At 59.1% G+C, this 25,023-nt stretch carries 22 protein-coding genes and 1 rRNA gene; 19 read left to right on the top strand and 4 right to left on the bottom strand.

The features are described 5' to 3' along the window. Positions 1-18: 18 nt before the first annotated feature. Entirely contained in the window at positions 19-1,017 is a 999-nt protein-coding gene (locus BQ9846_RS12380) for a cytochrome-c peroxidase (protein WP_075881262.1), read from the bottom strand. Between the two features lie 248 nt (positions 1,018-1,265). Here BQ9846_RS12380 and msrP point away from each other — a divergent pair, with 248 nt between their 5' ends. The 17 genes from msrP to BQ9846_RS12295 all read left to right on the top strand — a co-directional run bounded on the left by msrP (position 1,266) and on the right by BQ9846_RS12295 (position 19,991). Continuing rightward, entirely contained in the window at positions 1,266-2,234 is a 969-nt protein-coding gene (gene msrP, locus BQ9846_RS12375) for a protein-methionine-sulfoxide reductase catalytic subunit MsrP (RefSeq protein WP_075881261.1), read from the top strand. Positions 2,235-2,263: 29 nt separating this feature from the next. Next, complete coding sequence (locus BQ9846_RS12370; protein WP_075881260.1) at positions 2,264-2,863, top strand: protein-methionine-sulfoxide reductase heme-binding subunit MsrQ; 600 nt, start codon at positions 2,264-2,266, stop codon at positions 2,861-2,863. 273 nt (positions 2,864-3,136) lie between these two features. Then, a 16S ribosomal RNA gene (locus BQ9846_RS12365) occupies positions 3,137-4,670 on the top strand. 264 nt (positions 4,671-4,934) lie between these two features. Next, complete coding sequence (locus BQ9846_RS12360) at positions 4,935-5,216, top strand: hypothetical protein (RefSeq protein ID WP_075881259.1); 282 nt, start codon at positions 4,935-4,937, stop codon at positions 5,214-5,216. A 92-nt stretch (positions 5,217-5,308) separates the two neighbouring features. Then, positions 5,309-7,345, top strand: coding sequence for a methionine--tRNA ligase (gene metG / locus BQ9846_RS12355; protein ID WP_075881258.1), 2,037 nt, complete (start codon positions 5,309-5,311; stop codon positions 7,343-7,345). 5 nt (positions 7,346-7,350) lie between these two features. After that, positions 7,351-7,932 carry an electron transport complex subunit RsxA gene (gene rsxA / locus BQ9846_RS12350; protein WP_075881257.1) on the top strand — a complete coding sequence of 194 codons (582 nt, stop codon included), beginning with the start codon at positions 7,351-7,353 and terminating at the stop codon, positions 7,930-7,932. Between the two features lie 31 nt (positions 7,933-7,963). Continuing rightward, positions 7,964-8,572 (top strand): electron transport complex subunit RsxB, encoded by a 609-nt coding sequence (gene rsxB, locus BQ9846_RS12345; protein WP_075881256.1) that lies wholly within the window; start codon positions 7,964-7,966, stop codon positions 8,570-8,572. Beyond that, positions 8,556-10,220, top strand: coding sequence for an electron transport complex subunit RsxC (rsxC, locus tag BQ9846_RS12340; protein ID WP_075881255.1), 1,665 nt, complete (start codon positions 8,556-8,558; stop codon positions 10,218-10,220). The genes rsxB and rsxC overlap by 17 nt, the downstream gene beginning before the upstream one ends. 40 nt (positions 10,221-10,260) lie before the next feature. Continuing rightward, positions 10,261-11,310 carry an RnfABCDGE type electron transport complex subunit D gene (locus BQ9846_RS12335; protein ID WP_075881254.1) on the top strand — a complete coding sequence of 350 codons (1,050 nt, stop codon included), beginning with the start codon at positions 10,261-10,263 and terminating at the stop codon, positions 11,308-11,310. Further along, complete coding sequence (gene rsxG, locus BQ9846_RS12330; RefSeq protein WP_075881253.1) at positions 11,307-11,957, top strand: electron transport complex subunit RsxG; 651 nt, start codon at positions 11,307-11,309, stop codon at positions 11,955-11,957. Before BQ9846_RS12335 ends, rsxG begins: the two co-directional genes overlap by 4 nt. Then, complete coding sequence (locus tag BQ9846_RS12325; RefSeq protein ID WP_075881252.1) at positions 11,954-12,655, top strand: electron transport complex subunit E; 702 nt, start codon at positions 11,954-11,956, stop codon at positions 12,653-12,655. Before rsxG ends, BQ9846_RS12325 begins: the two co-directional genes overlap by 4 nt. A 61-nt stretch (positions 12,656-12,716) precedes the next feature. After that, entirely contained in the window at positions 12,717-13,355 is a 639-nt protein-coding gene (gene nth / locus BQ9846_RS12320) for an endonuclease III (RefSeq protein ID WP_075881251.1), read from the top strand. Between the two features lie 19 nt (positions 13,356-13,374). After that, positions 13,375-14,454, top strand: a complete 1,080-nt coding sequence (locus BQ9846_RS12315) for a carboxysome shell carbonic anhydrase (protein ID WP_075881250.1) — start codon at positions 13,375-13,377, stop codon at positions 14,452-14,454. 146 nt (positions 14,455-14,600) lie between these two features. Continuing rightward, complete coding sequence (locus BQ9846_RS12310) at positions 14,601-14,975, top strand: response regulator transcription factor (RefSeq protein WP_075881249.1); 375 nt, start codon at positions 14,601-14,603, stop codon at positions 14,973-14,975. Next, on the top strand, positions 14,972-17,029 hold the full coding sequence (locus BQ9846_RS12305) for a 3'-5' exonuclease (protein ID WP_075881248.1): 2,058 nt from the start codon (positions 14,972-14,974) through the stop codon (positions 17,027-17,029). The genes BQ9846_RS12310 and BQ9846_RS12305 overlap by 4 nt, the downstream gene beginning before the upstream one ends. Further along, positions 17,026-17,226: a hypothetical protein gene (locus tag BQ9846_RS12300; RefSeq protein WP_075881247.1), complete on the top strand. Its 201-nt coding sequence runs from the start codon at positions 17,026-17,028 to the stop codon at positions 17,224-17,226. Before BQ9846_RS12305 ends, BQ9846_RS12300 begins: the two co-directional genes overlap by 4 nt. 32 nt (positions 17,227-17,258) lie before the next feature. Next, positions 17,259-19,991, top strand: coding sequence for a sensor histidine kinase (locus tag BQ9846_RS12295; RefSeq protein ID WP_075881246.1), 2,733 nt, complete (start codon positions 17,259-17,261; stop codon positions 19,989-19,991). Here BQ9846_RS12295 and BQ9846_RS12290 read toward each other — a convergent pair. The 3 genes from BQ9846_RS12290 to BQ9846_RS12280 all read right to left on the bottom strand — a co-directional run bounded on the left by BQ9846_RS12290 (position 19,960) and on the right by BQ9846_RS12280 (position 22,737). Beyond that, positions 19,960-21,105, bottom strand: coding sequence for a DUF294 nucleotidyltransferase-like domain-containing protein (locus BQ9846_RS12290; RefSeq protein ID WP_075881245.1), 1,146 nt, complete (start codon positions 21,103-21,105; stop codon positions 19,960-19,962). The genes BQ9846_RS12295 and BQ9846_RS12290 overlap by 32 nt on opposite strands. Positions 21,106-21,112: 7 nt before the next feature. Then, the gene (locus tag BQ9846_RS12285) at positions 21,113-21,448 is read right to left on the bottom strand and encodes an HlyU family transcriptional regulator (protein ID WP_075881244.1); all 336 of its coding nucleotides are present in this window, start codon (positions 21,446-21,448) and stop codon (positions 21,113-21,115) included. 68 nt (positions 21,449-21,516) lie between these two features. After that, positions 21,517-22,737: an argininosuccinate synthase gene (locus tag BQ9846_RS12280; protein ID WP_075881243.1), complete on the bottom strand. Its 1,221-nt coding sequence runs from the start codon at positions 22,735-22,737 to the stop codon at positions 21,517-21,519. Positions 22,738-22,914: 177 nt separating this feature from the next. Here BQ9846_RS12280 and rnt point away from each other — a divergent pair, with 177 nt between their 5' ends. After that, positions 22,915-23,586 (top strand): ribonuclease T, encoded by a 672-nt coding sequence (rnt, locus tag BQ9846_RS12275; protein ID WP_075881242.1) that lies wholly within the window; start codon positions 22,915-22,917, stop codon positions 23,584-23,586. A 171-nt stretch (positions 23,587-23,757) separates the two neighbouring features. Beyond that, a complete protein-coding gene (locus tag BQ9846_RS12270) occupies positions 23,758-25,017 on the top strand; it encodes a 6-phosphofructokinase (protein WP_075881241.1) in 1,260 nt (419 codons plus the stop codon). Positions 25,018-25,023 lie beyond the last annotated feature (6 nt).

The following is a 25,023-nucleotide window of genomic DNA, read 5'->3' as shown; positions in this document are numbered from 1 at the left end:
AGCGTGGTTTATGGCTCGTTAGGGAAGGGCGGGTACATCAAAATCTGGCATCTCACCTGTTAATGTATGCAAGAAGGCAGTGATGTCGTTGATAGTTCCTTCTTCAAGTTCACGACCCAGCATTTCTTCACCCATGATGGATATGGCTTCTTCCAATGTCTCAGTGGCACCGTTATTCATGTAGGGATAAGTGACGGCAACATTGCGTAGCGTTGGCGTCCTGAAGCGATACTTATCGCTTTCTTCTTCGGTAACGGTGTAGCGACCTAGGTCCGTTGAGCCGGGGACTTGAATAGCGTGGAATTGGCTATCCGTCAGGGCTGGGCCGCGGTGGCAAGCAACGCAGCCATTATCAACAAAAGCGACCATGCCATCTTTCGCCTCGTCACTGATCGCCTCCATGTCACCACGCAAGTAGCGATCAAACGGTGAGTGCGGCGTATTCAGTGTCCGCTGGAATGAGGCAAGCGACTGTGCGAGGTTATCGGCATTAATGGGATTTTCCTCCCCAGGGAATGCCTCCTCAAACTTGCGCTGATAGAGGTCAAATTCATTTAATCGCTCAAGCGCATCTTCTAGATCCATTGCCATTTCGACGCCTGCTTCAATGGGGCCGAGGGCCTGGGCTTCTAGATCGGGTGCGCGACCATCCCAGAATTGAGCTTCCAAAAAGCCACTGTTCAGAACGGTCGGCGTATTACGTTCACCGACTTGGCCATCGTGTCCTGTGGCACGGGGAATACGGTCTGACCAGCCTAATGCAGGGTTATGGCAAGTTGCACAGCTGATAACGCCACTGGAGGAAATCCTTGGCTCGAAAAAGAGCATGTTGCCGAGCTCAACCTTTTCAGGGCTCAAGGAGTTATCCGCAGGCATAGGGGGGAAATAGGGCAGTGGCTCGAAACGAGCGCGGTAATCCTCAAGGCCATCTTCAGCAATGGCGACACCCGCTGGTAAGAGGGCAGAACTTGCTATTAGAGCTGGCAATATTTTTTTGACGGCATGGTGCTTTTTCATAAAACGTCCCCTTTCTTGCTATTCACGGCCCCTCTCGCGCGGAGGGTGGTATGTAGCGTAGCTCTACTTAACTAGTAAGGTTGAAGAGACGATAAAAATCAACCTAGTGAATTAGTCGGATAAGTGCCTACATTGAGCTGTATCAGTTTTTGCCTTATCGCAAACGAGTTTAACGTGCTAGCGTTATCGTCTAGATAAAAAATATAGCTCACGGGTATCGAAAAGCTTTATCAGAGGAGCCGAGTGAAATGTCTCGTTACCGCTATCCTGCTATTTCCGAATCAGAAGTAACGCCCAAAAGGCTCTTTGAAAAACGCAGACGCTTTCTTCGTCAAGGAGCGGCGCTTGGAGCTGCATCGATGCTACCTTCAGGGTTGCTCATGCCTGCCAAAGCAGAAGCCTGGTCTGAAGCCTTCAAGAAACAGTTAACGGAGGATATGCCGCGTGAGGATTTTGCCGGCGATGAAGAGATCACCGATTACGGCGATGCGACCTCTTATAACAATTTTTATGAATTTGGAACACGAAAGAGTGATCCAGAAGTGTATGCCCATAAATTGCCTACGGACCCCTGGAGCGTGCGAATAGAGGGGGAGTTCAATAAAACCGGTGATATCGCCTTTGAAGACATTTTGCAACGCTTCAGTCTGGAGGAGCGAATCTACCGTCTTCGTTGCGTTGAAGCCTGGTCGATGGTGATCCCTTGGTTAGGTTTTCCGCTGCGTGATCTTTTAAAGCATCATGATCCAACTTCAAAGGCTAAATATATTGAGTTTGAAGCCATTTACGATCCCGAAAATTTGCGTGGTCAACGCCGTTCAATCATTGAATGGCCTTACCGCGAGGCTTTGCGTATAGATGAGGCCATGCATCCGTTAACCATGATTGCCGTGGGGATGTACGGTGAAAAAATGCCCAATCAAAATGGCGCGCCGATGCGCTTGGTGGTGCCTTGGAAATATGGCTTCAAAAGCATTAAGTCCGTAAAAGCCATTCGAGCACTTGAGCAAAAGCCCACAACTTCTTGGGAGGAAAAAAACCCTGAAGAGTATGGTTTCTTCGCTAATGTTAATCCCAACGTAGACCATCCCCGATGGTCGCAGGCGCGAGAGCGGCGTATAGGAGAGCCGGGCCGGCGGGAAACGATGATGTTTAACGGTTATGAAGATGAAGTTGCTCATCTCTATGATGGAATGGACTTACAGAGCCACTACTGATCGCTATTACGACTAAAAGTGCTTTATCTATGATAGATGCGAAAGCGAAAATCGTGCTTTTTCGGCTATTGGTTCTGCTGGCAGGCATTCTTCCTGGCTGTTGGTTAGGATGGCTGTGGCTATCGGATGGCTTAGGCGTTAATCCTGCAGAAACGGTGCTTCACTTTACGGGGCGAACAGGGTTAATACTTTTGCTTGCGACCATTGCGTTTAGCCCTGCCTTTCGCCTTACAGGGTGGGTCGGAATCATGATTGCACGCAGGCAGATAGGGTTGTGGGCTTTGTTTTGGCTCACAATGCATATGCTGACGTGGGTCGGTTGGGATCAATATTGGGCATGGCGTTGGATTTGGCATGATATGTGGGAGTTGGAATACGTTCGATACGGCGTACTGGCTTGGCTACTTCTAGTTCCGCTCGCGCTGACGTCTTTTCGTTGGGCCCCACAAAAAATGGGATGGTCTGCCTGGCATTGGTTACATCGTCTTATTTATGTTTCAGCAGGGCTGGGCATCTATCATCTATGGGTGCTTACGCGTGCTGACTATTTGCTTCCTACCACCTTTGCCGCCATTTTCCTTGGACTTCTTGGATTCCGGCTGGTTGATGCGATAGTGCATCGTCAATAGCTAATTGAAAAAGCGAAAATCGCTAGCAGGCCTTGACCTGGATCGAAAAGCTAGTATGATACGCATCCATCGAGAGGGCAGAGCGTTCTGCCTTTTTGAAGCTCTTTAAGAATTTGATCAGGTAATTCATGTGGGCGCTTGCCGATGAGGGTGACAAGTCACCTATTATCAAGGCAAGCGACTCGTCAAATGTCAATTTGACTGAATTCGTTTGAACCTTGAGCCAAGATTGGTTCGCTTCTGCCTTCGGGCAGGCAAGAACTGTATGATTTTAAACTGAAGAGTTTGATCATGGCTCAGATTGAACGCTGGCGGCAGGCCTAACACATGCAAGTCGAGCGGTAACAGATCTAGCTTGCTAGATGCTGACGAGCGGCGGACGGGTGAGTAACGCATAGGAATCTGCCCGGTAGTGGGGGATAACCTGGGGAAACCCAGGCTAATACCGCATACGTCCTACGGGAGAAAGCGGGGTTTCGGCCTCGCGCTATCGGATGAGCCTATGCCGGATTAGCTGGTTGGTGAGGTAATGGCTCACCAAGGCGACGATCCGTAGCTGGTCTGAGAGGATGATCAGCCACATCGGGACTGAGACACGGCCCGAACTCCTACGGGAGGCAGCAGTGGGGAATATTGGACAATGGGGGCAACCCTGATCCAGCCATGCCGCGTGTGTGAAGAAGGCCCTCGGGTTGTAAAGCACTTTCAGCGAGGAAGAACGCCTAATGGTTAATACCCGTTAGGAAAGACATCACTCGCAGAAGAAGCACCGGCTAACTCCGTGCCAGCAGCCGCGGTAATACGGAGGGTGCAAGCGTTAATCGGAATTACTGGGCGTAAAGCGCGCGTAGGCGGCTTAATAAGCCGGTTGTGAAAGCCCCGGGCTCAACCTGGGAACGGCATCCGGAACTGTTAAGCTAGAGTGCAGGAGAGGAAGGTAGAATTCCCGGTGTAGCGGTGAAATGCGTAGAGATCGGGAGGAATACCAGTGGCGAAGGCGGCCTTCTGGACTGACACTGACGCTGAGGTGCGAAAGCGTGGGTAGCAAACAGGATTAGATACCCTGGTAGTCCACGCCGTAAACGATGTCGACCAGCCGTTGGGTGCCTTGAGCACTTTGTGGCGAAGTTAACGCGATAAGTCGACCGCCTGGGGAGTACGGCCGCAAGGTTAAAACTCAAATGAATTGACGGGGGCCCGCACAAGCGGTGGAGCATGTGGTTTAATTCGATGCAACGCGAAGAACCTTACCTACCCTTGACATCCTGCGAACCCGGAAGAGATTCCGGGGTGCCTTCGGGAACGCAGAGACAGGTGCTGCATGGCTGTCGTCAGCTCGTGTTGTGAAATGTTGGGTTAAGTCCCGTAACGAGCGCAACCCTTGTCCCTATTTGCCAGCGATTCGGTCGGGAACTCTAGGGAGACTGCCGGTGACAAACCGGAGGAAGGTGGGGACGACGTCAAGTCATCATGGCCCTTACGGGTAGGGCTACACACGTGCTACAATGGCCGGTACAAAGGGCGGCGAACTCGCGAGAGTCAGCGAATCCCTTAAAGCCGGTCTCAGTCCGGATCGGAGTCTGCAACTCGACTCCGTGAAGTCGGAATCGCTAGTAATCGTGGATCAGAATGCCACGGTGAATACGTTCCCGGGCCTTGTACACACCGCCCGTCACACCATGGGAGTGGACTGCACCAGAAGTGGTTAGCCTAACGCAAGAGGGCGATCACCACGGTGTGGTTCATGACTGGGGTGAAGTCGTAACAAGGTAGCCGTAGGGGAACCTGCGGCTGGATCACCTCCTTAACCGATGCGTCATCCTCGCGGTAAGCGCTCACAATGAATTACCTGATCATTCAAGCGCGCCTGGCCACGGTACCCGCGCACTTAAGGCCCTACTGGCTTGCGCAATACGCCAACCCGGTAAAACACAAGGCTGGGCGACTCAAGCTATAAGCCTGCTATCTTTGTAGACAGCAAACGCGCGTCGATCATGTCGTAGGCGATAAAAAATGCTATGGTCAACGCATTGATGGGTAAGGGCACGCTGGGCCTTTAAGGAGAACCTTTATGTCTGCGTCAGAAATTCAAAAAACACGTATTATCAACGAACTGCAAGGCTTCATTCGTAAGCTTTTGCAAGACCCCAAAATTCTTGAGCAGTCGCTTGAAGTGGCGCGTAAAGAGTTCGCCAACGGCAGCTCGCCGGAAGTAATGGCACGGGTGGCCAATGAGATATCTGACACCACCAGTGTGCATATCCCCGAAGATCCGGCCGAGCACTCTGAAGCCGACCGGCTCTTTTTGGCCCTGCTGCGCGAAGTCGTGCTTGAGGAGCAGGCGCTCTACTAACGGCGCCTTATCTTTTATCTTTTCACCGGCGAAGCGTCTGCTTCGCCGTCTTTGATTACAGTCTGCTGACGTCAACGGAAGTATCATTACCCATGTCTCATACCGCCACGCGCAAGATTCTGGTCACAAGCGCCCTCCCCTACGCCAACGGCGACATCCACCTCGGTCACCTCTTAGAGTACATTCAGACCGATATCTGGGTGCGCTTCCAGAAAAGCCGTGGCCAGCAGTGCTACTACGTCTGCGCCGACGACGCCCATGGGACGGCGATCATGCTGCGCGCCGAGCAGGAGGGCATCACCTCGGAAGCGCTGATCGAACGCGTCTCCCGCGATCACCAAGCCGACTTCGCCCGCTTTGGCGTCAACTTCGACAACTACCACTCCACTCACTCCGACGAGAACCGCCACTTCAGCGAGCTGATCTATACCCGGCTGCGCGACAAGGGCCATATCGCTACCCGCGACATTGAACAGATGTTCGACCCGCAGAAGGGGCTATTTCTTGCCGACCGCTTCATCAAAGGCACTTGCCCAAAGTGCAAGGCCGACGACCAATACGGCGATAACTGCGAAAAGTGCGGCGCCACCTACACGCCGGCGGAGCTGATTAACCCTGTCTCGGCGATCTCTGGCGCCACGCCGGAAGTGCGCAGCTCCACCCACTACTTTTTCAAGCTGCCCGATTTCGCCGAATTCCTGCAGCAGTGGATCAATGACGGTCACGTACAGCCGCAGATCCGCAACAAACTCATGGAGTGGTTTGAATCAGGCTTCAACGAGTGGGATATCTCCCGCGATGCGCCCTATTTCGGTTTTGAAATTCCCGATGCGCCGGGCAAGTATTTTTACGTTTGGCTCGACGCGCCGATTGGCTACCTCGCCAGTTTTAAAAACCTGTGCGAGCGCGACAATATCAACTTCGATAGCTTCTGGCAGCCAGACAGCGATGCCGAGGTGTATCACTTTATCGGCAAGGACATCGTCTACTTCCACGCCCTGTTTTGGCCCGCCATGCTGCACGGCGCCGATTTCCGCACGCCCACGGCGGTCAACTGCCACGGCTTTGTCACCGTCGACGGCGCCAAGATGTCAAAATCGCGCGGCACCTTCATCAAGGCCGCCACCTACGCCGACCACCTCAACCCCGAGTACCTGCGCTACTACTTCGCCGCCAAGCTCACCTCCAAGGTGGACGATCTCGACCTGAACCTGGACGACTTCGCCGCGAGAGTGAACAGCGACCTGGTGGGCAAGGTCATTAATATCGCCAGCCGCTGCGCCGGCTTCGTGAAAAAACTCGGGGGCGGCACGCTGGCGTCCCGCTGCGCCGAGCCGCAGATGCTGGCGCGTTTTATCGCCGCCGGCGATGCGATCGCCGCAGATTATGAAGCCCGCGAGTTCAGTCGCGCGATGCGCCACATCATGGAGCTCGCCGACGAAGCCAACACCTACATCGCCGACGCCGAGCCGTGGGTGCTGGCCAAGCAAGAGGGTCGCGAGCAAGAGGTGCTGGATATCTGCTCGGTGGGTATCAACCTGTTCCGCCAACTCATGGTCTACCTCGCGCCGGTGGTTCCGGCCATGGCCGAGCAAGCCCGAGCATTCTTGAACGTGGATACCCTCGACTGGCACAGCCGCCACGACGTGCTGACGGGGCACACCATCAACAAGTTCAAGCCGCTGATGACCCGCGTTGAGCGCGACAAAATCGACGCCATGATCGACGCCTCCAAGGAGGATTTAGTGGAAGAGCAGAAACTTAAAGACGCGCCCAAAGGGGCGCTCGCCGATGACCCCATTGCCCCTGAAATCAGCTTCGACGACTTCATCAAGGTGGATCTGCGCATTGCCCGTATCGCCAAGGCGCAGTACGTCGAAGGCGCCGACAAGCTGTTACAGCTGACGCTGGATCTCGGGGGCGAGACGCGCAACGTCTTTTCCGGCATTCGCTCCTCCTACGCCCCAGAGGCGTTGGAGGGCCGGCTCACGGTGATGGTGGCCAACCTCGCCCCGCGCAAGATGCGCTTTGGCATCTCCGAAGGCATGGTGCTCGCCAGTGCCAATAACGACGGCATTTATCTGCTCTCGCCGGACGCCGGCGCCGAGCCGGGGCAGCGGGTCACCTAAACCGCATGAGCGAGCTGTTCGTCATCCTGATCGGCACCGCGCTGGTGAACAATTTTGTGCTGGTCCAGTTTTTGGGGCTCTGCCCGTTTATGGGCGTCTCCAATAAGCTGGAGTCCGCGGTCGGCATGTCGGCGGCAACGACCTTTGTGCTTACGCTCGCCTCGGCGGCGAGCTTTGTGGTTTATCACGGCGTGCTGGTGCCGCTGGACGTGACCTACCTGCGCACTATCAGCTTTATCGTGGTGATCGCGGCGGTCGTGCAGTTCACCGAGGTCATGGTGCGCTACATAAGCCCGCTTTTGCACCAGGTGCTGGGCATCTTTCTGCCGCTGATCACCACCAACTGCGCGGTGCTGGGCGTGGCGCTGTTATCGCTCAATCGCAAGCTGAGTTTTTTTCACACCACGCTTTACGGCTTGGGCGCGGCACTCGGGTTCTCGCTCATCCTGGTGCTGTTTGCCGCGCTGCGCGAGCGCTTAAGCGGCGCCGATATTCCCAAGCCTTTTCAGGGCGCGGCCATTGCAATGATCAGCGCAAGCCTGATGTCGCTGGCGTTTCTCGGCTTTTCCGGCCTCGTTCAGCTCTGACACTGTTTATGCCTTCCGCGAGGATGCCGCCATGCTGGAATCCAACACGCTGATGTCAATGCTCACCGCCGTTGCCGTGCTGGCTGGCATGGGCATCGGCTTTGGTGCGCTGTTGGGGTTTGTGAGCGAGCGCTTCAAGGTGGAAGGCAACCCGCTGGTCGACAAGATCGACGCGCTGCTCCCGCAAACCCAGTGCGGCCAGTGCGGCTACCCGGGGTGTCGCCCCTACGCCGAGGCCATCAACCAAGGCGACGCCATCAACAAGTGCCCGCCCGGCGGCGAGACCACCATTGCTGAGCTAGCGGACCTGTTGGGGCGCGAGCCCGAGCCGTTAGACGGCGAAGCCCACGCCGAGGAGCGGGTCGCGTTTATCCGTGAGGAGGAGTGCATCGGTTGCACCAAGTGCCTTCAGGCCTGCCCGGTGGATGCCATTATTGGTGCCGCCAAGCTCATGCACACGGTGATCGAGGATGAGTGTACCGGTTGCGATCTGTGCGTGGCTCCCTGCCCGGTTGACTGCATCGACATGCTCCCCCGAAGCGCACCGCTCACTCGGTGGCAACCGGTCGTGAGTGCCTCCACCGCCGATATCATTGCCAGCGACCGTACCGAGGAGCCGCCGCATGTCGTCCGCACTTGACGCTCACAAACGCGATTTTCCCGGCGGTATTTATCCCCCTGAGCGCAAGGCACGCTCAACCGATCGCCCCTTAAGCGACGCCCCTCTGCCCCGGCGCGTGATACTACCGCTCAACCAACACAGCGGCCGTCCCGCCGTTGCCTGCGTGCAAGTCGGCGATACGTTACGCCGAGGTGCGCTGATCGCCAAGCCCGACGGCATGATCTCAAGCGCCCTACATGCGAGCATCAGTGGTACCGTGGTGGCCATAAACGACGCTCAGATCGTCATCGAAAGCGACGGCGACGATGCCGAGACCCGCTTTGAGCCACTGGATTGGCGTACGGCAGGCCATGACGAACTACTTGCAAGACTGGATGCGAGCGGCCTTGTCGGGCTAGGCGGCGCGGGCTTCCCCACTCAGGTGAAAGCCCGGGTGCGCGAGCGCCACGCGCTGGATACGCTGATCGTCAACGCCGCCGAGTGCGAACCCTACATCACCGCCGACGACATCACCCTGCGCCACTTTGCACATGACGTGCTCGAAGGCGCGCAGCTTATGGCCACACTTGCCGGCGCCGCGCGGATTATCATCGGTATCGAGGATAACAAGCCCGAGGCCCTGGCCGCGCTTGAAGCGGCGCTGCCGAAAAGCCCACCACACCCCATCGAAATACGGGTGATCGAAACCCGCTACCCCAGCGGGGGCGAGCGCCAGCTGATTCAAAAGTTGCTTGGTCGTGAAGTGCCAAGCGAAGGCCTGCCCGCCGATGTGGGCGTGCTCTGCCACAACCCCGGCACGCTTTTGGCGGCACTCCACGCCGTGCGCGACGGCGCCCCCCTGACCTCTCGGATTGTCACGCTTACCGGCGACGCTTTGGAGCGCCCCGGCAACTACCGCGTGCGTATCGGCACGCCCATTCGTGAGCTATTGGAACATGCGGGTTTAAACGCCACGCAACTCAGCCAGGTGATTCACGGCGGGCCGATGATGGGTGAGGCGCTCGCGAATCTGGACGTACCGGTGGGCAAAACCACCAACTGCCTGATTGCCGCAACAAAGGATGAGCTCCCCACCCCGCCGCCAGAGTCGCCTTGCATTCGCTGCGGTGCCTGCGAAACAGTCTGCCCGGTATCCCTGCTGCCGCAGCTGCTGCACTGGTACGCCCGCGCGGGGGATGACGAGCGCCTTACGCGCTACCATCTTTTCGACTGCATCGAGTGCGGCGCCTGCAGTTATGTCTGCCCCAGCCACATCCCGCTGGTAGAGGATTACCGCGAGGCCAAAGCGCGCCTACGCCTTAAGCGCATCGAAGCCGCGAAAGCCGAGCACGCCAAACACCGCTTTGAGTTCCGCCAAGCGCGCCTGGCCCGCGAGGAAGCAGAAAAACAGGCCCGGCGCGAAGCGCGTCTTGCCAAGGCCAAGCGCCCCGCGCAAACGGGCCTAAACGACGGGGCTAGTGCCCAAGCGGATTTGCGCAGCCTGCGTATCGCGCAAACCGCCGCCAAAGCCGCCGTGCGCAAAGCGGAAAAAACCCTCGCCCGCGCCGCCGAACAGGACCCGCATCAAGACCTCACGGACCTGGAAACGCAGCTCGCCACGGCCCAGGAAAACCTCAAAGCCGCCGATGCCAAGCTGCACGCTGCCCGTGAGGAGAGCGCCTCTTGAAGTACCTCGCCATGAGTCACACTACCATGAGTTTTCCGCGATGAGCTTTCTCCACCACAGCGCGACACCCGCCTCGGCTCAGGCGCCGTCCAGCACCCCAAATCTGATGCGTTGGGTGCTATTCGCCATGCTACCGGGCATCGTGGTGATGACGGTCTACTTTGGTGTTGGCGTGCTCACCAATATCGCCCTTGCGGCCCTGTTTGGTTTGGCCTTGGAAGCGGGAGTACTCCGTCTGCGCCATCGCCCGCTGCGCCCGGCGTTGAACGATGCCAGCGCCTTGGTCACCGCCGTGCTGCTAGGCGTCGCACTGCCGCCGGCCAGCCCCTGGTGGCTTATTGGTGTCGGCATGGTCGCCGCCGTGGTGGTCGCCAAGCAACTCTACGGTGGGCTGGGGCAAAACCCTTTTAATCCGGCCATGGTGGGCTACGCGCTGCTGTTGGTGTCGTTTCCCACTTACATGACCCTTTGGGCACCGCCGCAGGCGCTGTTACCCGACACGCTGTGGCTCCAGGTCGCGGGCATGTTGCCTGCAAGCGAGCTCGATGCCCTCAGCGGCGCCACGCCATTGGATGCCTTCAAGCACAAAGGCGAGGCCGTGCTGGCCAGCGAGTTTTGGGCCGCCGAGCCGTTACCAGCGGGCACGCTGGATGCCTGGCAGCACGCCGGCTGGGCGTGGCTACTAGGCGGGGGCGTGCTGCTCTACAAGCGGATTATTAGCTGGCATATACCGGTGGCGATGCTGGGCAGCATGACGCTTTTCAGTGCGCTTTTTTATGCCGGCGATCCTAGCCACTTTGCCTCACCGAGCTTTCACCTTTTGACCGGGGCGGCTATTTTTGGCGCTTTTTTTATTGCCACCGACCCGGTATCGGCCGCCACCAGCCGTCGTGGCAAGCTCATTTATGGCGCGGGTATCGGCACGCTGGTCATGCTGATTCGCACCTTCGGCGCCTACCCCGATGCGGTAGCCTTCGCCGTGCTATTAATGAACCTGTGCGTGCCGCTTTTGGATCTCTACAGCGACCCGCGCGTCATGGGGCACACCCAAGCGGTGCGCGGCCAGCGACCCCCGGAAGGTGAGGCATGAACCTGCACGCGGCCATCAAGCAGGGAGCGCTCGCGCTCGGGGCCTTTGCCCTGGTCACCGCCGGAAGCGTCGGCCTGATTCGCGCGCTCACCGCCGAGCGTATCGCCACCAATGTTCAGGTGTATCAGCATCAGCAGCTGCGCGAAGTGCTGCCGCCGGCACTCGCGGACGTGCCTCTCCCGCGCATTCTTGAAGGCGCCTTCCCCCTCCCTGAGCCGCAGGCGCTCGGTCATCGCGCGCCGACACAGGGCTGGTCGGTGCGAAGCGCAGACAAAAACGTCGTGATTCTGCCGGTGGTGACCCGTGAAGGCTACAGCGGTGAAATCCGCCTCCTGGTGGGGATCGATGACCAGCAGCGCATAAGTGGCGTACGCGTGACGGCGCATCAAGAAACACCGGGGCTTGGCGATAACATCGAACGCCGCCGCAGCGACTGGATCACCACCTTCAACGGCTTGCGACTGGAAAGTTTGCCGACGAGCGGCTGGGCGGTCAAAAAGGAGGGCGGTGAATTTGAGGCTTTCACCGGCGCGACGATCACCCCTCGCGCCATCGTGAACGCCGTGCATCAAGCGCTGCGGTATGCCGACCGCACCCCGCTGCCTGGCGTGAGTGACCGGGAAGACGTAGAGGAGTCTGCATTATGAGCCTGTTTTCTGACCTCGCCCGCGAGGGCCTGTGGCGCAACAACCCCGCACTGGTGCAACTGCTGGGTCTTTGCCCGCTGCTTGCCGTTAGCAACAGTGTCGTGAACGCACTGGGGCTTGCCATCGCCACGCTGCTAGTGCTAGTGGGGTCGAGTAGCGCGGTCTCGCTGCTGCGCCATCAAGTACCCGGTAGCGTGCGTCTACCGGCGTTCGTGATGATCATCGCGGCTTTTGTCACCTGCGCGGAGCTTTTGATGGCTGCCTATGCGTATCCGCTCTATCAGGTGCTGGGTATTTTTATTCCGCTGATCGTCACCAACTGCGCGATTTTAGGTCGTGCGGACGCCTTCGCCTCGCGCCATCCACCGCTTGCCGCCGCCGTGGATGGTCTAATGATGGGGTTAGGCTTCGCCGCGGTACTGATCGTGCTGGGGGCGCTACGCGAGAGTCTCGGACAAGGCACGCTGTTCAGCGACATGGAGCTACTGTTTGGCACCGGCGCCAGCCGCTGGGAAATCATCCTATTCGCCGACTACCAATTTCTGTTTTTCCTGCTGCCACCCGGCGCCTTTTTTGTCGCGGGCCTGCTCATCGCGCTGAAAAACGCCATCGATCAGGCCAGCGCCGCACGTGCCAAGCCCATCGAGGCCGCCCCGAAGCCCGAACGGCGGGTGCGCGTAACGGGCACGATCAAGTAGCAGACCAACAGCGCAGAGAGTCGACGACCAATAGAACCTGGCCAATCGCCCATAGGACATTATGAACGCACAAAAACGCTACGCGATTTTTGCTCGCCTCAAGGCAGAAAATCCGCAGCCAACCACCGAACTCAACTGGTCCACCCCCTTTGAGCTACTCGCCGCCGTTTTGCTCTCCGCCCAGGCCACGGATGTGGGCGTCAATAAGGCCACCGCGCGGCTCTTTCCGGTGGCGAACACACCGCAGGCGATCATTGATCTGGGGATCGATGGGCTCAAAGAGCACATCAAGACCATCGGGCTTTATAACACCAAGGCCGAAAACCTGATGAAAACCTGCCATATTTTGGTGGAGCAACATGACGGCGAGGTCCCCAAAACGCGCAAGGCACTGGAAGCCCTGCCCGGCGTGGGGCGCAAGACCGCCAACGTGATCTTGAACACCGCTTTTGGCCAGCCCACCATCGCCGTGGACACGCACATATTTCGCGTTGCCAACCGTACCGGCATCGCTAAGGGCAAAGATGTGGTGGAAGTCGAAAAAAAGCTTTTGCGCCACGTGCCGCGTGAATTCAAGCAAGACGCCCACCACTGGCTGATTCTGCACGGCCGCTATACCTGTGTGGCCCGTAAACCCCGCTGCGGTAGCTGCATTATCGAGGATTTGTGCGAATATCAAGATAAAACCGACATCGCCTGACCCACCACAAGGAGTGAGCGTGCCTAGCCCCGCCCGACTGCTGCACGACCAACCTATAGAGCAGCGCATCGACGCGCTGCTTGCCCTATCGCACCAGCATGCCAAACACTTCGGCAGCCCCGGTGCTTGGCTTGCGCGCGAGCGCTACCTGGCGAAACACCCCACGAACATTTTGGTGATGAAGTGCATGGACGGGCGCATCCATATCCCCCATGCCACGCGGACGCCGCTCGGGATTATTACCCCGTTTCGCAACCTCGGGGGCATTTTCCACCTCGGCTGGCCCTATCTCGGTGAGCTTGTCAGCGAGGCCGTGACCTCAGCGGCGAAACGCGGCAGCGCCTCGTTGATGATGATCACCTATCACTTTTCACGCGGCGAGCGGCGTCGCGGTTGCGCCGGTTTTCAGTGTGATGTCGAGGCCGCGAAGGCCCACGCCTACCGCCTCGCCGAGCAGGCCGATGCGCTCTTTGGCCACGAACGACACCACGTCTATCCGCTGGTGTGCGGCTTTGAGACGGACCGAGACGCGCTGATTCTGCACGGCGAAAATGACAAAACGCTGGATATCAGCACCTGGATTGGCCACTCACGTGACGACTTAGCCGCCGCCCTGGCGGATGTCTGCCCGGATATGCCGGCCGATATTCGCCGCGACGTGCTCCCGCTGCTAGAAGGCAACCTCGCCCACGTGACAGCGCTGGAAGGCGCTACCCGTGAGCTCGACATCGAGCACCGTGAATGGGTCATCTGCATTGGGCGTGGGTTCGATTTTTTGCATCTTCCCAATACCGCACTGATTATCGGCCCTTACGAGCCCGACCTTGCCAAGCCGATTGGCACCGCCGCGGCGATCATCGAAGCCAACATGCGCAGTGGGCGTATCCCAGACGACGGTTTTATGCTGCTTGCCTCGACGCCCTACCACCAAAACGGCGTCGATAGAGCACGCGCTGAGCTCAAATCGCACTTTCTCTCTGACTTTGCCGAGGGTGTGATTACCCAGCAGCACCCCGAATTGGCCGCCAAGATGCATCGCCATACCGCCGTTGTGCATTGGCCCACACGAGAGCTACATACGCTCAGCCCCCGCCGCTAACGCGCGGGCGACTTTAGCCGCATTCGGCCAAGGTCGTCTTGGCCGAATGCGCTCCCCCTCATACACTTAACCCTATAACAGCAATAACGCACTGCCTTTGCGAGCGTACGACTTAACAATAAAACATAGCATCCCGGGAGAGCGACATGGCCAATGTGTTGGTAGTCGATGACGAGCCCAATATCGTTCTGTCATTAGAGTTTTTGATGGAGCAGGCGGGGTTTGAGGTCACGACGGCCGAGGACGGCGAACAAGCCTTAGAAAGCGTTAAAAGCGCCCAGCCCGATTTAATTTTGCTCGATATTAGCCTACCGGGTATCAGCGGTTTCGATGTGCTTGAGCAGCTTCGCGCTCAGCCGGAAACCGAGCGTTTGCCCATTATCATGCTCACGGCCCACGGCCGTGAGGTGGAGCGTGAAAAGGGCATGGCGCTAGGGGCCGATGACTACATCACCAAACCCTTTTCGACCCAAACGCTGGTCGAAAAAGTCAAAGGGCTGCTAAACGAGGCCCCCTCATGAAACGTCGCGGGCTACCCAAGCGCCAGCGACTGATTGGCCTTTGGCTGCTGCTAAGCGGTGTGAGCCTGCTGGGCGGTGCGATTTTCGCCGGCTGGCTCGACACCCATCTCAACCCAGAAGGCTGGCAGCGCATCGTACTGTGGCTGGGGAGCTTCTCGGGCGGCGGTACGATTTTTCTTGTTGGCCTATTGCTTGAGCGTATGCTGTTTACCCCCCTTCGCCATCTGCAAGTGCAGCTTGCACGCTTGGTCGCCAACCCCGACGCCCGCGACGAGCATCCGCCCGAAGGCTGGTTGAAAGGCTTGGGTCCCGACCTTCGGCGGGTGCATGAAAGCTGGCGTAACGACCGCGCGCGTTTAGCCACGGCGCACGCCGAAGGCGCCCGCAGCGCGGCACGCATCCGCCAAGAGCTGGAAACCCTGCTGCAAGTATTGGAAACCCCGCTGCTGCTGTGCGACCACCACCGTCGCGTCATGCTCTTCAATCAGGCGGCGGAAGATTTTTTCTCAAACCATGACGGCTTGGGTCTTGGCAAGCGGCTCGAGACCTTGCTGCCAAGCCCCAGCCTGGAACACGCGCTTTCCCAGCTCCCCTACGACGGCTCACCGCGCGAGCTACTCGCGCCGTGCGATGAGCGCTGGCTAAAAATCATCCTTCGCCGCGTGCCGGGTAGCGACGGCGAGGCGTTGCTGACGTTCACCGATGCCACGGCCTCCTGGTCGAGCGAAATGGGCGTGCGCGCGGAACTCGCCGCCATGTTAACGCCTCTGCGTCAGCATACGGCGAGCCTAACCAGCGCTGCCGATGCCCTGATTCAGCTTCGCCAACGCGGCGAGGCGACCGACTCCCTGCGCGACCGCCTTGAGCGTGTGATCGAGGAAGAGGGGGCAACGCTTGGTGATAGCGTCGCGCGTATTGGCACGCTACTCGATGATATGCAGCATCAGGGCGAGCGCTTAACCCCGATGTGGTCGAATGACTTCTGGCAGGCGCTGGACGAGCGCCTTGACCCCGAGCACCGCCTGATCACTCCCATCGGCATGCCAGCCTGGTTCAAGGGGGACGCGCCGGCCTTGATTGCGCTTTTGGCCTCGCTGGTTCAGCACCTCAACGCTTATCTGCCGGATAACGGCTTTGAAGGTGAGGTCTGTCTTGGCAATAAGCGCGTCTATCTCGACTTTATCTGGCGCGGCAAGCCCCTGCCTGAGCGTGAGCTCGCGCAGTGGCGACAGAAAACACTCGAGAGCCTTCCTCTCTCGCCGACCGCCGCCGACGTCCTGCGCCAGCACGCCAGTGACATCTGGAGCCTGGCCGACGAAAACAGCGGCTACGCGCGTATTCGCATGCCTCTCCCCGCCACGGAGCGTGTCGGCGCCCCCCGCGAAGCGACCCCACCGCGGCCCGAATTCCACGATTTTGGCATCGCCGATTTACCCGCACCCGACGAGGAGCTCGCGCATCGTTCACTGCGAAGCCTGGAAGTCGTCGCCTTTGACACCGAAACCACCGGGCTTGAGCTGCGTCGCGGAGATACCGTGATCAGCGTGGGCGCCTGCCGCGTGGTCAACGCACGCCTGCTGGCAAGCGAAGTATTTGACCAAAAAGTCGACCCCAAACGCCCAATCCCCCCAGAGAGCACGGCGATTCACGGGCTGACCGACGCCGACGTTGAGGGGGCGCCACCGCTGGATATTGTCCTCACGCGGTTTCGCCAGTACGTCAGCGATGCGGTACTGCTCGCGCACAATGCCTCGTTTGATATGCTCGCGATCAGCCATCACGGCGTTGATTTCGACCTTCCGGTGCTGGATACGCTGCTGATTTCCCGCGCGCTGGATGAAGCCATCGATGGCCACGACCTCGACAGCCTGGCCAAGCGATACGACCTGACCTTCCCCCCCGGCACACGACACACGGCGCTGGGCGACGCACGGGTCACTGCGGAGCTTTGGCTTGCGCTGCTTCCGCGCCTGGAAGCCCGGGGTATCGACACCCTTGAAAAGCTATTGGCACTACAGTCCAACGCCTTTGATAAAGAGGATGGCAGCGCATGACCCCTACCCAAGACTCGCGTCACCATGCGCGCCTGATCGCGCTAATCCTTCTGGCCCTGCTGCTGTTTTGCCCGCCGCTGCTGGTGGTGGTTAACCACCTTCCCGGCACGGCAAGCCTGGCGCTTTATCTGTTTGGCGCTTGGGCGCTGGTGATTGGACTCGCCGCCTGGCTCATGGAGCGCCCCGCCAAGCACTGACGCTTGCCTACTGCCGTTGAGGAGCCGCGCCAATGCGCACTGACCCGATTATCCTCACCGCCGCCTTTGGCTATCTGGCCCTGCTTTTCGTGGTGGCGGCGTGGGGTGATCGGCGCGCAGAGGCGGGCCGCACGGTCATTAGCTCGCCGACGGTCTACGCGCTTTCGATTGCGGTTTACTGCACCGCCTGGACGTTTTACGGCAGCGTGGGGCGCGCGGCGGCGCATGGGCCGAGCTTCTTGCTGATTTACCTCGGCCCCACTCTGGCAATGCTGGCCGCGCCCTTTCTGCTACGCAAAATGGTGCGCATTGCCGCCCGCGAGCGCATCACCTCGATTGCCGACTTTGTCAGCGCACGCTACGGCAAAAGCACCGGCCTAGGCGCACTGGTCGCCCTGATGGCGCTGATCACCATCACACCGTATATCGCCCTGCAGCTTAAAGCGATCACCGTCAGCCACGCGATACTGATCAACTACCCCGATAGCGCAGACACCACCTTGACCAATGAGAGCTTCTGGGTGGATAAATCCTTCTGGGTCGCCCTGGTCCTTGCCGTTTTCATTATTCTCTTCGGCACTCGCCACCTTGATGCCAGCGAGCGGCATGAAGGTATGGTCGCGGCGATCGCCCTGGAGTCCTTGGTCAAGCTGGCGGCGTTTCTCGCCGTGGGGCTATTTGTGGTTTTCGGCTTATTCGCCGGTCCAGGGGATCTGTTTCGCCAAGTCGCGCTCACGCCCGAGCTTGAAAACCTAATGAGCTTGGAGAGCGTGCCGGGGGGTGCCACCGGCTGGGTAGGCATGCTGGTCTTGGCATTCTTGGCTTTTATCACCCTGCCCCGCCAATTTCAGGTACTGGTGGTCGAGAACGTCGATGAGCGCCACCTCAAGCGCGCCAGCTGGCTGTTCCCGCTCTACATGCTGCTGATCAACCTCTTTGTTATCCCTATTGCCATGGCTGGCTTACTGCTCGGGGACGCGGCCGGCAACCCCGATAGTTTTGTACTGACGCTCCCCTTGCTCGCCGGCATTGATGCGCTGCCGCTGTTTGTGTTTATCGGCGGGCTCTCCGCCGCCACCGGCATGGTGATTGTCGAAACCATCGCGCTCTCCACCATGGTGAGCAACCAACTCGTCATGCCGTTACTGCTACGGATCAAACACCTGCATATCAGTCACCAAGGGCGGCTGGCGGGCTGGCTATTGGGTATCCGCCGTATCGCGATCGTGCTGATTCTGCTGCTGGGCTACCTCTACCATGCGTTGATTGGTGACTCCTATAGCCTCGTCACCATTGGGCTTGTCTCTTTCGCCGGCGCCGCCCAGCTCGCGCCGGCCCTGCTGCTGGGGCTTTATTGGCGCGGGGCTACCCGCCAAGGGGCAACGCTTGGGCTCATTGCTGGCTTTGCCGTCTGGGGCTACACGCTGCTGCTGCCAGGGTTTGCACAGTCCGGCTGGCTAAGCGCGACACTTCTCACCGAAGGCCCCGGGAGTATCGCCTGGCTCACGCCTTACGCGCTGTTCGGCCTAGAGGGGTGGGACATTTATACCCATTCACTGTTGTGGAGCATGCTGGCTAACGTGGGCTTACTGGTCGGCGTCTCGCTGTTCACCCGGCAGACGCCGCTGGAACAAACCCAAGCCGCGCTGTTCACGCAAGCCCTGCACCCCAACCTGCAAACCACATCGCTCTGGCGCGGCCAAACTACCCAGGGCGAACTGCGCGAGCTCCTTGAGCGTTATTTGGGGGCAACGGCCACTCAGCGCGTTTTTGCTAAAGTGCCGGAAAGCGATAGCGCCACTAACGAGCCGGCCACCACCGAGTTAATCACCCGGGCCGAGCAGGCACTGGCGGGGTCGCTCGGTAGCGCCTCGGCGCGCGTGCTGATTAACTCGGTAGTGCGCGGTGAAGCGCTCGATCTCGAGTCAATTTTGAGCATTCTCGATACCACGTCTCAGACGCTGGAGTACAACCGCGAGCTCAAGCAGAAATCCCAGGAGCTTGCCCGTATAGGGGAAGAGTTGCGCACGGCCAATGAGCGCCTGCGCGAACTCGACCGGCTAAAGGATGAGTTTGTGGCCATGGTGAGCCATGAGCTGCGTACGCCGCTCACCTCGATCCGCGCTTTCGCCGAAATTCTGCGCGACGGCGAGACGCTCACCGATGAGAAGCGCCGCCACTTTCTGGGTGTTATCGTGCATGAAAGCCAGCGTCTCTCGCGCTTAATCGAAGAAATTCTCGACCTGGCACGTCTGGAAAGCGGCCGCTTGACGCTCAACCCCGAAACCCTCGACCTCGCCGCGCTCGCCAAGCATAGCGTCGATGCCATCTCGCGTTTGCAAGAGAAGCGCGGGGTGACGCTGGACGTCAACATTGAGGCCACACCCGCAATGATTGTCGGCGACCCAGACCGCCTTGAGCAGGTTATTATCAACTTACTGGATAACGCGGGTAAGTTCGCCGACCATGACGACCCGCAGGTGTTGCTGCGCCTTTACCGGCACAAAAAGAACTACCGCCTTAGCGTCGAAGATAACGGCCCCGGCATTAGCGCCAATGAACGCGAGCGGGTATTCGAGAAGTTTCACCAGATCGAGCAGTCGAGCGATAGCGCCAAGCGCGGACGCCCCAAGGGCAGTGGGCTGGGGCTACCCATTAGCCGAGGCATTGTCGCCCATTTAGGCGGGCGTTTGTGGGTCGATGAAGGCGCCACGCTCGGCGGCGCCTGCTTGGTCATGGAGCTCCCGCACGCACCCGAGACTTAACATGACTCACGCAGTGGCGAATCTGCTTAAGATCGTACTTCAGCATGTGTGTTTGATCATCGCGCAGCCGAGCGCTATCCACCCAGCCGTCGGCCACTTGGCCAAGCGCAAGATTGTGGCGCTGCTGATCTAGCGTTAGCTGCTGCAACCGCTCGAGTATGGCCACGAGTTCCTCGGCTTGCCCGCGCGTCAGCCCGCTGGCGCTGTGATGCCCCAGGGCTTGCAAGCGCTTGCGGGTACTCACCTCACTCACGCCGGCATGAAGGCTTAAAAGCCGTACGGCACTGACAAGCGGCATCAAGCCTTGGCGCTTGAGGTTGATCGCATCGGCATAAGGCGCTTCCTCGACGCTGCCTTTCAAACGCCCCAGGCGATCCAGCGCCACCGGCAGCTCGTCGAGCAGCGCGGCCATCTCATCCATAAAGAGCGCACGCTTAGGCACAATATCCGCCGCGCTTTGTGATAGCGTTTGCGCCAAGCGCGCCTCCCCGGCAACGGGCGTGAAGTCCAGTAGGATATTGGTCTGCTGCACGCGCTTGACCCGGCGCTCCTGGGTCCACAAATCCAATTGCGCACGCCACTCGCCGAGGCGTTTGCGCCACATCGGCCAGCGCGCCATCACATGCCCCTGGCAGAGCGGAATCCCCGCCTCGGCCAAACGCTGGGTAAAGCGTTCGCCCAGGGCTTGAAAGTAACCGTCGATTTCCACGTGGCGGCTATCGGGATAATCCTCGATGATCAACGCATTGTCCTGATCCGGCCCCAGCAGACTCTCATCGCGAGCGCCAGACCCTAGAATCAGCACGCAGTAATCCGCTGGCGGGGGGCCCCAGCCCTGGCTCTGCATCTCTTCCAGGGAGCGGCTAATGGCATGGCGGTAAAGCCAGGCGTTATGGTCGCTAATCAGCTGCGCCATTCGCCAGGCGGGCAAATCGTAGCGCGAAAGCGTCTCCACCAGGCGCTGCTGCCACTGGTAGGCATGGGTGAGCGGGCTTTCGGCTGACGGCGCCGCGTCGAGTACATCCTTTAGCGGCGCGAAAAGCTCGGTCACAGCGGAAGGATGCGCATGGTCAAACAGGCGTCGCCACGGCGAGAAGCGATGAATCCAGCGCACGGTAGACCTATCTGTCGGAGGCGTCGGAAGATGTTTGCCGCGGGTCGGGCTCGAACATCGCCTCGCCCACTTCGTCGATATAGCGCTTCGCCTTGGCCACCATCATCTCATCGCAGCCTTCGCGGCTTGGCAGCATATCGGAGCGCTCAAAGCGGTGCTCGCGGACGTCACCATCGTCCAGGCGCTGACGAATAATCCCGCTAACGCGGTATTGGCCGCTCTGGTCATCCGGTTCGGAGATGATCACATAGCCGTTATACTCCACCGCCTCTGCCGCTTGGGCGCGGCTACCGTGCTCTGTTTTGTCACCGCCAAACAGGCCGGCAAATAGCTTTTTCAGCATAAAGGCTCCTTATACGCCATGCGGCAGCCCGAGGGCTGCCGCTCGCCTTGCGGCCAGGCGTTTTTATATCAGCTTTGCTTACGGCCTTTACCCGCGGCAATACGCAGACGCAGCGCGTTGAGCTTAATAAAGCCTTCCGCGTCTTTTTGATCGTAAGCGCCGGCATCGTCTTCAAAGGTGGCGATCGACTCGTCAAACAGCGAATCGTCGGACTTACGCCCCACGACCGTCGCGCTGCCTTTGTAGAGCTTCATGCGCACCACCCCGTTAACGTTTTTCTGCGTTTCGTCGATGGCGGCTTGCAGCATGCGCCGCTCGGGGCTCCACCAGTAGCCGTTGTAGATCACCTTGGCGTACTTCGGCATCAACTCGTCTTTCAGGTGCGCCTCTTCGCGGTCAAGCGTCAAGGACTCAATCGCGCGGTGGGCGCGCAGCATGATCGTGCCCCCCGGCGTTTCGTAGCAGCCGCGGGACTTCATGCCCACGTAGCGGTTCTCAACGATATCCAAGCGGCCGATGCCGTTGTCGCCACCGAGCTTGTTGAGCTTTTCCAGCACTGCGTGGGGCTTCATTGCTTGGCCGTCGATGGCCACGATGTCGCCCTGGTCAAAGGTGAGCTCGATATAGGTGGGTGTATCCGGCGCGGCTTCTGGCGAGACACTCCAACGCCACATGTCCTCCTCGGCTTCGGCCCACGGATCTTCCAGAATGCCGCCCTCGTAGGAGATGTGCAGCAGATTGGCATCCATGGAGTAGGGGGATTTTTTCTTCTTGCTGGAGAAATCCACCGGAATGTCGTGCTGCTCGCAGTACGCCATCAGCTTTTCACGCGAGGTCAGGTCCCACTCGCGCCACGGGGCAATCACTTTTACACCGGGTTTGAGCGCATAGCCGCCCAGCTCAAAGCGGACTTGATCGTTGCCCTTGCCGGTGGCGCCGTGGGAGATCGCGTCGGCGCCGGTTTCGTTGGCGATTTCGATCAAGCGCTTGGCGATCAGCGGGCGGGCAATGGAAGTGCCGAGCAGGTATTCGCCTTCATAAATCGTGTTGGCACGAAACATCGGGTAGACATAGTCGCGGACAAACTCTTCGCGCAGATCTTCGATATAGATCTCTTTAACGCCTAGCGCCTCCGCCTTCGCCCGCGCAGGCTCCACTTCTTCGCCTTGACCGATGTCGGCAGTAAAAGTCACCACCTCGCAGTTGTAGGTCTCTTGCAACCACTTGACGATTACGGATGTATCCAGGCCGCCGGAATACGCCAGCACCACCTTTTTGACATCGGACATTCTAAGCTCCTCGTTAATCTAACGCGGCGCCGCTTGCGCATGCGCCAAACAGTGAAACGCTGAGTATAGCGCTCTGACACCTCAACGAATACCTTCGGCGGCGTGTCGAGCCTAAAGCTGATAGAATGATGCGCTATTACCTGCTCGCTATTGACGATTTGCTACAAGGAGAGCTGCATGAGCGAGGCAATTGCCCGCGATTTAATGGCCCAGCGGTTTCGCAGTTACCTACCCGTCGTGGTGGATTTAGAGACGGGTGGTTTTAACGCCAAGCGCGATGCCCTGCTGGAGATCGCGGCCGTAACGCTCACCATGGATCCGGAAGGCAACCTGCTGCCCGACGCCACTTACGCCTATCACCTGAAACCGTTTGAGGGCGCTAACGTCGAGCAAGCGGCGCTGGATTTTACCGGCATCAAGCTGGATGACCCGCTGCGCCAGCAAATCGCGGTGACCGAAGCCGAGGCCCTGGGCGAGATATTTCGCCCGGTGCGAAAAGCGATCAAGGCGCATGGCTGTACCCGCGCGATTCTGGTGGGCCACAATGCCGCCTTCGATCACGGCTTTTTAAACGCCGCCGCCGAGCGCTGCGGGGTCAAGCGCAATCCGTTCCACCCCTTTTCCAGCTTTGATACCGCCTCGCTTGCGGGCTTGGTCTATGGCCAAACGGTGCTCGCACGCGCCTGCCGTGCGGCGGGGATCGAGTTCGATAATAAAGCCGCCCACTCAGCGCGCTACGACACCGAACGCACCGCCGAGCTGTTTTGCGCCATGGTCAACCGCTATAAGGATCTTGGCGGCTGGCGACTCGCCCAGCGCGAACAAGAGATGGACCGCGCCGACGATTGAGCCCCACAGATGCAGCCACCGCCCCTTTACGCTAAAATGGCGCGTTAAATATTTAGGTTAAACGTTGCGTTAACCGCACACGCCCGCCGCCTCAAAGCCTCAGCGCTTTTCGAGGGGCAGGCTTTTTTACTTTCCAATTATCAGCCCCTTTCCAGGAGAAAGAGCGTTTCCATGGCCCAGCACAATGCCTTTTATGCCCAGTCCGGGGGCGTCACCGCCGTTATCAACGCCAGCGCCTGCGGCGTTATTGAAGCCTGCCGCGAAGCATCCGATCAAATAGGCAAGGTATACGCCGGCCATAACGGCATTATCGGGGCGTTAACCGAAGACCTCATTGACGTTACCCAAGAGAGCGACGCATCGATTACCGCCCTGCGCCATACTCCCGGCGGCGCCTTTGGCTCTTGCCGCTATAAACTCAAGGACATCGACACCCACCGCGCCCAGTACGAGCGCTTAATCGAGGTGTTTAAAGCCCACGACATTCGTTACTTCTTCTATAACGGCGGCGGCGATAGCGCGGATACGTGCCTGAAAGTCTCCCAGCTCTCCGAAAAGATGGGCTATCCCCTCACCGCGATCCATGTGCCCAAAACCGTGGATAACGACCTGCCGGTGACCGACAATAGCCCCGGTTTCGGCAGCGTGGCCAAGTATATCGCCACCTCCACCCGCGAAGCCTCGCTTGATATCGCCTCCATGTGCGCCACCTCCACCAAGGTATTTGTGCTGGAAGTCATGGGCCGCCACGCCGGGTGGATCGCCGCTGCCGGAGGCCTTGCCGGCGAAGGCGAAGGGGAGCCGCCGCACTTGATCATCTTCCCGGAGATCGCCTTCGACCGCGAAGCGGTCATGGCGCGGGTGGATAAGTGCGTGAAGGAGTATGGCTACTGTGTCATCGTGGTTTCCGAGGGGGCACGCTACGAAGACGGCACTTTCTTGGCCGACGCGGGCAATACCGATGCGTTTGGCCACCGTCAGCTCGGCGGCGTCGCCCCGACGCTGGCCGGCATGGTCAAGCAGGACCTCGGCTACAAATACCACTGGGCCGTGGCTGACTACCTGCAGCGCGCCGCGCGCCATTTGGCGTCCAAAACCGATGTCGAGCACGCCTACGCCGTGGGCCGCGAGGCAGTGGCGCTGGCGTTGGCGGGTAAGAACTCGATGATGCCCGCGATTCGCCGCACCTCGGAGGCCCCTTACCAGTGGGATGTGATTTCGGCTCCGCTAAGCGAGATCGCCAACCAAGAAAAATTCATGCCGCGGGATTACATCAGCGAAGACGGCTTTGCCATCACCCCGGACTGCCGGCGCTACCTCTCGCCGCTGATTCAGGGAGAGGATTTCCCGCCGTTTGAGAACGGCCTGCCCAAGGTGGCCAAGCTGACTCTCGCCAAGGTGGAAAAGCGCTTACCGGTTTTCACCCTTTAACCACTG

This window comes from Vreelandella massiliensis, from assembly GCF_900155385.1.
GTDB lineage: Bacteria > Pseudomonadota > Gammaproteobacteria > Pseudomonadales > Halomonadaceae > Vreelandella > Vreelandella massiliensis.
This window is presented reverse-complemented; position numbering and strand designations above follow the sequence as displayed.